The organism is Methanobrevibacter sp., assembly GCF_045541095.1.
In the GTDB taxonomy this organism is placed as follows: Archaea; Methanobacteriota; Methanobacteria; order Methanobacteriales; family Methanobacteriaceae; genus Methanocatella.
This window is the reverse complement of sequence record NZ_JAZQIJ010000087.1, coordinates 1-9182: the sequence shown is the minus strand read 5'-3', so window position 1 is coordinate 9182 and position 9182 is coordinate 1. Positions and strand designations below refer to the sequence as shown.

Annotated in this window: 2 protein-coding genes; both read right to left on the bottom strand. The window is 35.3% G+C overall.

The annotated features are described in order from the left end of the window. Nucleotides 1–39: 39 nt before the first annotated feature. Nucleotides 40–4395, bottom strand: a complete 4356-nt coding sequence (locus tag ACKI2P_RS03770) for a hypothetical protein (protein WP_407375152.1) — start codon at nucleotides 4393–4395, stop codon at nucleotides 40–42. Between the two features lie 170 nt (nucleotides 4396–4565). Then, complete coding sequence (locus ACKI2P_RS03765; RefSeq protein ID WP_407375150.1) at nucleotides 4566–9101, bottom strand: right-handed parallel beta-helix repeat-containing protein; 4536 nt, start codon at nucleotides 9099–9101, stop codon at nucleotides 4566–4568. Between the last annotated feature and the right edge of the window lie 81 nt (nucleotides 9102–9182).

Here is a 9182-nt window from a genome sequence, read left to right as displayed (position 1 = left end):
ATTTATTAAAAATAAAAAAAGTTAGTGAGATAAATCCCACTATTTAATTGTTATTTTAGGTTTTTTAGTTACGGCGTTATAGGTAGTGTCGCCAGCATATTTAATAACAGAGGCAAATTTGCCTTTTTTGGTTATTTTAAGGCTGAATGTAGCTTGACCTTTAGCATTTGTTTTTGCTGTGTAGGTTTTTCCATTGATTTTCATAGTAACTTTTTTACCTGCTGCGAAGTAAGTCTTACCATCTGCAGATGCTCCTTTGATGGTTTTTAAAGTAACTGTGTATTTTTTGGTTTTTGCAGTTGCTTTGTATGTTTTTGCAGGAGCAGTCATAGTTACAGGTTTTTTAACAATGGTAATCAAGTATACTGACATGGTAGCGTTGTAGTCGTCATCACCTAAGAAAGATACAGCAAATGTTAATCTGTTAGCATCCTTAAAGTTGATTTGTAAACTAGTGAAACCGTTTTCATCAGTTGTTTTTTCACGCATTACACCATTTACACCTATTAATACTGTTTTGTTTGCAAGTGGATTTCCATTGCTGTCTACAAGTTGGGTTGTGAAGTTTTGACCTCTTTCACCAGCCTTGTATTCGATTGCATAAGAAGTGAAGTCACTTCCGACAATAACAGTTGAGTCCCTTACTTTAGGAACAGCGTTTAATGCAAGAGTTACAGTTGAACCTTTATAGAAACTATTTTCAGGATATGTGATTGCAACTTCAGTACCGTTAACATCGTCTATTGAGAAGTATCCGTCTTTATCTGTTTTGACGGTATGTGGAATTCCGTTGATTGTATATTCAACAACATCTTCTAAATAAGATCCGTTAGTATCTTTTAAAGTACCAAGAATAGTACCGTTACCGCCATCATAGATTAATGTAATAACCATCTCAGTTTGTGTTTTGTTTCCTATTTCAGGAGTGTTGTTGTAAACTTCTGATTTTTGTGCATTAGCTACACCTTCATCACCGATGAATTTTGTACCTTCAAGGTTGTTGTCATGAACAGAAGCTTCTGTACCTTTAACGTCAATAGGATGTTCTCCGGTTGTTACTACATTGTTGTTTGTAATGGCGGAAGTACCTTGAACAACTTTAATACCTATTGTGTCAACACCGAATGCTTCCCAAACATCCAAGTCACCAACATTGGATCCGTTTGAAAGGATTTGAGTGTTGTCGACAGTCAATTTGTTACCTCTGTAAGCAATACCGGTTGTGTAGTTACCTTTAACGTCGATTCCTGAGTCTTTAATGTTACTTTCAACATCACCTAAGGACATACCGATTACAAGGTAAGCTTCACCGACAAGGTCATTGCCAGTGTAGTTTACAGAAACTTTTTGGCCGTTCATTCCTGAGTAAATTGGATAAGACAAATTGGTAGCTTTTGCAATGATGCCGTTGTCCTGAATTACACCGCTTGCAGGTCCTTCAATATCAATACCGTTTGCATAATAAACACCTGTGGAAGTGATGTTATTCTCAGCAATATCGAAGTTATCACCAGAAATTTTAATACCGTAAATGTATGTATAACCGTTGGCATTTATCACATTCTCGGTAATGCCTGCATTATTGGAGTTTATAAAGTCAACAGCATAAATAGTATCATACGCACCTACAATATCACCGTAAGTTACGTTGATCTCATTGAGAGTGAATTCGACATCGCTTGAATCTTTAATAACAATACCTTCACTTACAGGGAAAGCAACCCAATTTCCAGATCCAGCAGGTTCTTCAACCCAAGGAATATAAGCGGAAACAAGATCCAATGTAAATTTGTTTTCACCAATGCCCGCATTGGCAACATTGTTAACATAAAGCGCATTGTTTATACCAGTTCCCTGAGTAGCACCCTGATAATCAATTTCATTAAAGGTTATGAATAAATCAGAGATATCATCAGCGTAAATGGCATAAGCATCCTTATCTTCATTGCCAACGACATTTATGAAGTTAGCGTTTAAAAATGCTCCAGTTTCTTCACCGGTTAAAGAGATTCCTTTACCCTGGGTAGCAATAGTGTTACTGTAAATTGTAGCAGCACCTTTGATAACTTTGATACCGACAGTTTCAACACCGAAACCTTCCCAGATGGATTCATTACCCTGTTCAGAAGAAATTAAAACAATGAGGTTTCTCTCAGCATCCAAATTAGAACCTCTGTATGCAATACCTGTAGTGTAGTTACCTGTCAGCATGATTTCAGATTCCAGAATTGTGCTTTCAACATCACCTAAAGACATACCGAATACATTGTAAGCTTCACCAGTAATATTGTTGCCGTCATATCTCACATTAGTCTCCTGACCGTTCATACCGGAATAGATTGCATAAACAGAAGTATTAGCTTTTACATCAATGTTGTTTTTGATTACAATACCTGAAGCAGGGCCTTCAATATCTATACCGTTAGCGTAATAATCACCGGTTGCAGTGATTGTATTTTTTTCAATTGTGAAGTTATCCCCTGTAATGACAATTCCGTAAATGTATGAATTACCTGTAGCATTAATATCATTGCATAAAATAGTTGCATTATTACAGTTTTTGAAATCAACAGTATAAATGGTATCATAATCGCCTACAACATCACCATAGACAACGTTGATTTCATTATCATAGAATACAGCCTTATCAGAATCTTTTATAACAATACCTTCACTTACAGGGAAAGCAACATAATTTTTAGAACCGGCAGGTTCTTCAACCCAAGGAATATAAGCGGAAACCAAATCCAAGGTAAACTTATTTAGAGAAACAACAGGTTCTGTAATATTGTTGACATAAACCGCATTGTTTATACCAGTTCCCTGAGTAGCACCCTGATAATCAATTTCATTTCTGTATACAAATAAATAATACAGTTCATTAGCATAAATTGCATAAGCGTCTTTATCTTCATTAGCAACAACATTTATGAAGTTATTATTTATGTATCCTGCAGTTAACGGACCTTCTAAAAGAATACCTTTACCTGGAGTTGCAATAGTGTTGTTTTGAATGTAAAACTCACCTTTGTAAACTTTGATACCTACAGCCTCAACACCGAAATCTTCCCAGATGGATTCATTACCCTGTTCAGAAGAAGTTAAAATAATGCGGTTTCTCTCAGCTTCAAAGTTATAACCTCTATATGCAATACCTGTAGAGTAATTACCGACCATCATGATTTCAGAATCAGTAACAGTACTGTTAACATCACCCAAGGACATACCGAAGGCATTATAAGCTTCACCAGTGATTATATTTCCATCATATTTTACATATGTATCTTGACCGTTCATACCTGAATAGATACCATAAACGGAAGAGACTGCTTTAACATCGATTGTATTGTTGACTACATCACCTGTTGCAGGTCCTTCAATATCAATACCGTTAGCATAATAATTACCTTCAGTAGAAATATTATTGTTTTCAATTGTGAAGTTATCTCCGGAAAGGATAATGCCGTAAATATAGGAATTACCTGTTCCATTAATTACATTTCCAATAACGGATGCACCGCTGCAGTTTGTGAAATCAACAACATATATAGTATCATAGTCACCGGTGACATCGGTGAAAAGAAGATTAATTTCATTGTTTTCTAATGTGGCACCATCTGAATCTTTAAATACTATAGCTTCAGATATTGGAGCAGATACATAATGACCTGATCCTGCAGGCTCTTCACTCCATCCAACAGGAGCAGAAGGCATTGAAGCGGATATGATATTTGATGAAACAACAGCATTTTTTGAATTGGATATTCGTATAACATTATTAGGATAGTATCCATTAGTATGGCCAACATAAGTGAATAATGATTGGATTAATTTGAAATTATCTGTATTGACCACATGAAGTGCGATAGCTTCAGGAGCTTCACCCATATCTTCAAATCCGACAAATACATTTGAAATAGTAACATCGGAAATAGGGTTTTCTTCTTCACCCCCAACAAAAATAGCATTAATCGCATTGGATTGAGATATTGAAATACCACTAAATGTTACATTGCTTGAGGTAATTTCAATTTCCGGATTGACGAATGTGGTATTTTCCCCACCGGTTACGATTAACGGACGGTCAATGGAAAAATTCAAATTATCAAAACGGCCTACGAAATCAAATTCAGTAGCAGTAACATTTTCTTTAATAATTCCGGATGGTTTTATGTATTGATCAAGATTTTCCGGAGTAATAGTAATCTTACTTTCATCTGCACCCACAACTTGTGAGTCAGCATCTGCACTTACTGCATCAACATCCTGAACAGCAAGTGGCTCGTCTGCGATTATTTCATCATCTGCAGCGATTACATCGGAGGCATCGTCACTAGCAAAAGCCACACCCACAGACAATACCATCAATGCAAGCATCAATAATGAAACAATCATGCGTTTATTGTTAATACTTTCACCTCATTTAATTGAATAAAACTATAGTCCATAAAAATTTAAAAATGATTAAGTTATCTGACTATATAATAATTAGTTAAGTTTTAAAATTATTTAAATGTAATTAAATAAAAATTGAAAAAAAAGTAAAATAAAGGTTAAAAATAACCTTATTTTTTAATTTGAATAGTGTTTTTTACAGTACAACCGCCATAACTTGAAGTGATTGTGTACTTGCCGACCTTATAGTTTTTAAGGGATAAAGTAGCAATTCCTTTTTTATTTGTTTTGGCAGTGTACTTTTTGTTTTTGATTTTAAAGGTTACTTTCTTGTTTTTCAAGATTTTACCTTTCTTATCCACAACTTTAGCTGTGAATTTGATAGTTTTTGCTTTTTTCTTGGAAAGATTTTTGGTTATTACTGTTGGCTTGAAAGTAATCTTGTTTGACACCTTATGAGTGTTGAACTGTGCAGTGATTGTGTATGAACCTGCAGCCAATTTAACTGAGTATGACGCATAACCGTTTTTGTCAGTTTTGACTGTTTTGGTTTTTCCATTGATTTTAAATACAATAGCTTTATCTGCACCGACTGATTTACCGTTAGCATCAACCAATCTGACCTTATATGCAACAGTATTTCCGTAGTATACTGTTGAACTTTTACCCGGCTTTAGAACTACCTTTTCAGTCACTATCAAATCTGAAACTGCACCTGCATCATTGTAGCAATCTACATTTTTGGCATCCGCAGTGATATTGTATGAACCAACAGTCAGGGAATCATCAACATTATATGAAAGTGTGGCGATTCCTGAAGCATCAGTTTTTGCATTTCCCATAGGGGTTGCCCTTCCGGCAGAACTGATTCTGTTAAATACTACGGTAGCGCCTTTAACAGGATTTCCAAATTCATCGACTAGTTTTGCTACAACATTTCCGGTTGTTCCCTGTTCAATTGTAGCTAGAGGAACAGTGATGATAATGTTTCCGTTGATTATGTTTGTACGCAAATCAAATTTGGAAGCCTTATAGTCCTCTTTTGAAAGCACCGCAGAGAAAATATAATATGCAGGAGTGTATGTTGAATCAAATTTGAATTGGGCGGTTGCGACACCGTTGGATATTTTTGATTGAGCAAAGTAATTACCATCATTATCATAGAATTTTACGACAGCCCCGTCAAGTGCCTTATCAAATGTAATTTCAAATTCACCGGTTCCCAAATACACAGCACTAAGTACATCGCTTTTAGCGGTTGCAATATATTTGTAGTTATCTGAAACCTTGTTGTTTTTGGTATTGTTTATAGCGGCGTTGCCTATCCTATTTTCACAAACAAGGTAATTATTACTGATGACATTATTAACAGCCACATCGCCAATCAATATTGCATAGTCATGATTGCATGTGATGTTGTTGTCAACTATCTGATTGTTTGTTGAATTGTCCCTGAGATAAATGCCTGCATTGCCTGATCCCAATGAATCTAAAAGTTTGAATGATAAATTTTCACCGGTTGCAACAGCATTGATTTTATTGGAAGCAATGAGATTGTTTTTTCCGTTGGAAACTATAATGCTGTAGATTTGTTTAGCGTTAGCAGTTATAATGTTATCCCTGACAGTATTATCAGAAGACATCATGTCAATTCCATAAATCAGCTCAGAGTTCAATGTCAGCTCATTGTTTTCGATAGTGGAATTATTGGAAAATTCCAATGTAATACCATAGTTGACTCCTTCAGATTTTAAGTTAATGGAATTATCCTTAATAATGGTTCCTTCAGAATCTGAACCGACAATTACTCCGGTTGCAAAGTAAGGTCCTTCAAGAGTTATTGTATTTCCTTCAAAAACGGTATTAGTAGCTCCCTGACCTACCGGAGCGGAATGGCCAGTATTATACCCTAAAACACCCATACCGTAAATATAATTGTCTTTGGACTTGATGTAAATATTATTGTTTGAAACAGTATTGTTGTGGCTGTTGAAGTAAATATCAATACCCACAATTGAATTGGTGGAATTATCTTCGCCTGTTGTTGCATGAACATCGGCCAATTTAGAAGTGACATTCACATCATTTCCAGAAACTAAAATATTAGATGAGTATAATAATAGAATTCCGTATGTTTGATAAATTTCTGAAACGACATGAGCATTGCTGGTTGAATATTCACTTCCATATGATTTACCGTCAATAACAAGCTCATTACCATCAACACAGTAGGACCTGCCGTCAATAACCAATTCACTACCGTCAATGCAGTAAGATCTACCATCAATAACAAGCTCATTACCATCAATACAGTAAGATTTACCGTCAATGACCAATTCATTACCGTCAATGCAGTAAGACCTGCCGTTGATGACCAACTCTTCACCATCAATACAATAGGTTGTGCCATTTATATTTATTTCATTGTCTGAAACAGAATAACGTGTACCGTCAATAACAAGCTCATTACCATCAATACAGTAAGATTTACCATCAATAACTATCTCTTCACCGTCAATACAGTAAGACTGACCGCCAATAACTATTTCATTACCGTCAATGCAATAAGATTGACCGTCAATAACCAATTCATTACCGTCAATGCAGTAAGTCCTGCCGTCAATTACAAGTTCATTACCGTCAATGCAGTAGGATTTACCATCAATAACCAATTCATTACCGTCGATACATTTTTCAGGAGCAAATGAATAAACTTCTCCGGTTCCGATAGTTTTGATAGTGTTGTTTGTGAATATACAGTTATCAGAGGCATAAGATAATAATGTAAATGTTAAAAAGTCCCCTTCAGAAGTTAAAACATTGTTTAGAACTTCGATTTCAACGGAATTTAAAACATATATTGCATAAGCCGCTTTCGGATCACTTACATAAATGTTATTGTCTTTAATCCTGACGCCTGAAGCCTCGTTTACAAAAATACCCCAAGCATTAACTCTGTTTACTTCTTTGTTTATAATAGTTAAGTTTTCAATCAATACGCTGCTTGAGGTTACTTTGAATGTGGAATTGTAAAATATCGGATTTTTACCTGTCAGTTTGACTTCTTTGTTAATGTATATGACCTGATTGTCAAATGTTCCTTCAAAGTTTAAAATGTCACCATCCTGAATTTCAGATGTCAAACCACCATTTGCATCGATGAAAGCATGCATATTTGCCGGAGTTATTGTAATTGTTTTTCCGTTGTAAATATAGGATGCTCTGGATGGGTCAATAGTTCCTGAAGGCAGTATAATTAGTTTATCTGCAACAATATTGGATTTTGCATCACCAATAACGGAGGTATCCTCTTCAACACCACTTGCATCTATTGCAACCTTATTGCCTGTTACGATAGTGTTTCCAATGACAGTTACATTGGAAGGCATTCTTTTTTTGCTTAATTTTTCAATTAAAATTCCTACACCTGCCTGTGATGTGATTATGTTGTTTTCAACCCATAATCCCTTACCTTCATCCTTTTGATGGATACCTGATCCGGATACTGTGAAAATAGTATTGTTTTTAACAACAACATTTGAACCTGAAGCTGCAATTCCTCTACCGACTTTAGAAACGTTTACCCAGTTATTTTCAACAACTGAACCGTCCAAGGCTGAAATACCTGCGGCAGTGGATATGATTTTAGCACCATCGATAATATTATTTCGTATTATGGAGTCGTATGCACCTACAATTGCATATTCACCACCGGTTTCAACTCCAACATGATTATAATCGGCACCAGTGATATTATAGATTTTATTATTGATTATGATATTTCCAGTACCGGAAGTTGAAATACCCCTATAACCTCTAATGAGAGTATTGGCTTCAATTGTATTATGACTACCCATGACCTGAATCAGATAACTCCAGGAAGTCGGAAGGATCTGTTCATTACATTTGACAGTATTATTATATATTACATTGTAGTTAGACTCACCACCATTTAAAGGTCCACCGGCATAACTTGACAAATAAATACCGTTTGCATCATCGGCCTCAACATAATTATCCGCAACATAGTTGTAATGAGAACCACTGACTATAACCGGAGGAGTGGACCTGGTTCCATGACCATATGTAACCCCATAAGCCTTAAACCTGTTTCCTGTCACATTATTATAATTAGCACCATTAGCAACACAAATACAATATGAAGCTCTACCGGTATTTGTTACCACACAATCACTAATAGCACAATTATCCGCTGCATTTAAAAATATTCCATAAGTTTCCGCTTTAGTATTTGCAATATTCAATCCAGTAATTGTACTTCCGGATGCACCTTCTTTTAAGGTAAACATGACATTTTTCATGTTGTTTGAAGAACCTCCAACAATATGGATTGGAATATTGAAAACAAATTTATTTCCTGAAAAATCACCGTTCAAAACAATAGTATCTCCTGATTTTATTGGAGTGTTGGAAGGCAATTCCCCTGCGGAACTAAAATATTTTCCATAATTACTGGATGTTATCTGATAGGATGAAGCAGACATATTGGTTTCAGCCACAACAGATACTGCATTATCTGCCGCAGGGCTAGAAACTATGTCATCGTCTACAGACATTTCCAGCACATCTTGAATGACATCATTGCTTTCAATTTCAGTCATATTTCCATCTTCAACAGCACTTACGGCCGTGATGGAAATAAAGAGAAGCAATAAAGCCAATAAAATATTAAATTTCTTAAACATTATTATACCTCATCATAATTTATAAAATATTTTAATAGCTTAATTAAACCAAACTTTAAAAATTTTCTATTATATTATTAG

What these genes read in the sequence shown, in the direction of transcription:
- ACKI2P_RS03770 (WP_407375152.1), bottom strand. Translation starts at nt 4,395, where the DNA reads ATGATTGTTTCATTATTGATGCTTGCATTGATGGTATTGTCTGTGGGT.
- ACKI2P_RS03765 (WP_407375150.1), bottom strand. Translation starts at nt 9,101, where the DNA reads ATGTTTAAGAAATTTAATATTTTATTGGCTTTATTGCTTCTCTTTATT.